Genomic DNA, 2,515 nt, shown 5'->3' on the forward strand with positions numbered 1-2,515 from the left:
GGAGAGCCTTATCATAAGTAATAAGGTTTGTTTTTAGTTTAAATAGATAGTAGAAAATTTTATTAAAATAATGAATATAAGTTTAATAAAGGAGATTATATATGGATTTAATTAATAAAATAATTTGTAAAGATTGTATAGAAGGAATGAAAGATATACCAGAAAATTATATAGCATCATGCATCACAGATCCTCCGTATAATTATGAATTTATAGGCCATAAGTGGGATTCAGAAGAAGTAAAAAGGAGAACTGAAAGAGTAAAACAATCAAGTTCCACATTAGTTAAAAATATACCATATGGAAGTGGTTTGGCTGGAGGAGTAAGAAATAAAAGATGGTATGATAAAAATAGAAAAAATATAATTGAATATTCAAAATGGACTGAATCGTGGGGAAAAGAGTTGTATAGAATAATGAAGCCAGGAGGATTAGTATTTGTATTTAATAGCACAAGAACAATAGCACAGGTTCAGGTTGCTTTAGAAAATGTAGGTTTTTATGCTAGAGATATAATTGTATGGCGAAGAAATAGCGGAATTCCAAAGGGTTTAAATGTATCTAAAAAGCTTAAAAAAATAGGAAATGAGGATTGGGAAAAATGGGAAGGATGGCATAGTTGCTTAAGAAATGAGTGGGAAGCTATATGTGTTGTTCAAAAACCATTGATAAATAACTATATAGAGACATTAGAAAAATATAATGTTGGATTGTTTAAAGCAAAAACAAGTGATGGTTTTAAAAGTAATATAATAGAAGATGTTAAAAGAGATAAGAAGGAGGATTTTAATATCCATGCAACAGTAAAACCAAAAGATTTAATAAGACAATTAATAGAGTTATCAGTACCAGAGTATGATGATAACATTGTACTAGATCCATTTATGGGAAGTGGAACTACTGCAGTAGTTGCTAAAGAAATGGGAATAAAATATATAGGATTTGAAATTTGTGAGGAATATGTAGAAATTGCAAATAAGAGATTAAATTCTATTAATAGTGAAACTATAATTGAAAAAAAAACAGATAAAAATTTTGATGCAGAAGAATATAAACATAAAGAAAAAAACGTAGAGCAAATGGTACTTAAAATGGATGATATTTAATTTGCATGATGAAAATAGATAATAAAAATGGGGTTAAACTAACCTCGTTTTTTAATTGACAAAAACTGAATATATTAGTTACCATATATAATGAACTATGTATAGTAGGGGGTTATTATGGTAACTAATAAATATAAAACATTAGAGTATAATTTAAATAGAATATTAGATGAAGAAGTTTGTAAGATAAAAGCAAGTGTAGAGAAATATATATCTGCGAATAAAAGTAAAGGGATATCACAGATGATAGGTCGTAGATACGGATATATATGGGAAAGATTGGTGATTGAAACGTTTAAATTCTCTGAGTACGTTAAGTTAGAAGATAGGGTATTATACAAAGATTACGTTGAAAAATGGATAGACACCAAAGCCAGTGAGATAAAGAATGAATGTTGTATTCATAGTGTAAAAAATATAATAAATAAATTTTTAGAAGAAAATACAGGTACTGATCAACAAGATTTATGTGATTTTACAATAGAAGAAAATAATAGTGATGTTAAATATGGAATAGATACTAAATTTAGATTTGTTTCAAATGATTCAAATACAGTTCGAGAAATAGCAGATTCAGCTAGACATTTGAAATTTATGGGCTATAACCCAATATTATTATTTAGAAAAGATAGGGAAGATAGTTTAAAATCACCTTTAAATAGATTTGAAAAAGAAGGATGGGATTTAAAGTGTGGAAAAGATGCAATAGATTTTATAACTAAAAAAACAGGATTTAATTTAGGAAAATGGATAGATCAAAATATAGACATTTGGAATGAATTGAAAGATTATCAAGATAAACTTAAAGATTTAAGATTTGATGAAGAAAATTGGAAGTTTTAGCTGAAACAAATAATATATGAATATTACAAAAATTTACTTTATTTGTAAAATTATATATGGTAAAATATCAAGGTATTTATTGGAGGTGATTTAGTATGAAACATATAAAAACAATAAACAAAACAAACATTAAAGATAGCTTAAAGAAACCAGGATGCAAAGAATGTGCAAACTCTTGCCAATCTGCTTGTAAAACATCTTGTACAGTAGCTAACGTAAAATGTGAAAAATAATTAACAGGGCTGTTGAAATATATATTTATATATTTCAGCAGCTTTTGATTTGTTTTTATATAGGGAGGAGACAAAATGAGTTTAGTTCATAAATTTAAACAAGGCGAAGATTACTTTGTATTAGATGTAAATACGGGATCTGTTCACATAGTAGATGAATTAGTTTATGATTTAATCGATGAGGACAGCTTAAGCTCAAAGCAGGAACTTATAGCTGAATTCGGCGATAAATATAAAGCAGATATTATCTCAGAAGCATATGATGAGATAAAAACATTAATAGATGAAGGAATATTATATACAGAAGACCCATACGAAGAAATAGCACATTCT

3 protein-coding genes and 1 pseudogene are annotated in these 2,515 nt (G+C 27.2%); all 4 read left to right on the forward strand.

The features are described 5' to 3' along the window. Window positions 1-101: 101 nt before the first annotated feature. Entirely contained in the window at window positions 102-1,106 is a 1,005-nt protein-coding gene (locus MR593_RS08805; RefSeq protein WP_290691980.1) for a DNA-methyltransferase, read from the forward strand. Window positions 1,107-1,223: 117 nt separating this feature from the next. Then, window positions 1,224-1,949: a hypothetical protein gene (locus tag MR593_RS08810; protein ID WP_290691982.1), complete on the forward strand. Its 726-nt coding sequence runs from the start codon at window positions 1,224-1,226 to the stop codon at window positions 1,947-1,949. Between the two features lie 95 nt (window positions 1,950-2,044). Then, the gene (scfA, locus tag MR593_RS08815; protein ID WP_290691984.1) at window positions 2,045-2,182 is read left to right on the forward strand and encodes a six-cysteine ranthipeptide SCIFF; all 138 of its coding nucleotides are present in this window, start codon (window positions 2,045-2,047) and stop codon (window positions 2,180-2,182) included. Window positions 2,183-2,257: 75 nt separating this feature from the next. After that, window positions 2,258-2,515 (forward strand): annotated as a pseudogene (locus tag MR593_RS08820) (thioether cross-link-forming SCIFF peptide maturase); the annotation flags it as partial.

Source organism: Intestinibacter sp., assembly GCF_022780145.1.
Taxonomy (GTDB): Bacteria; Bacillota; Clostridia; order Peptostreptococcales; family Peptostreptococcaceae; genus Intestinibacter.

Excerpts from the sequence above, each read along its gene's own strand:
- MR593_RS08810 (WP_290691982.1), top strand. The coding sequence starts at position 1,224 with ATGGTAACTAATAAATATAAAACATTAGAGTATAATTTAAATAGAATA.
- MR593_RS08805 (WP_290691980.1), top strand. The coding sequence starts at position 102 with ATGGATTTAATTAATAAAATAATTTGTAAAGATTGTATAGAAGGAATG.
- scfA (WP_290691984.1), top strand. The coding sequence starts at position 2,045 with ATGAAACATATAAAAACAATAAACAAAACAAACATTAAAGATAGCTTA.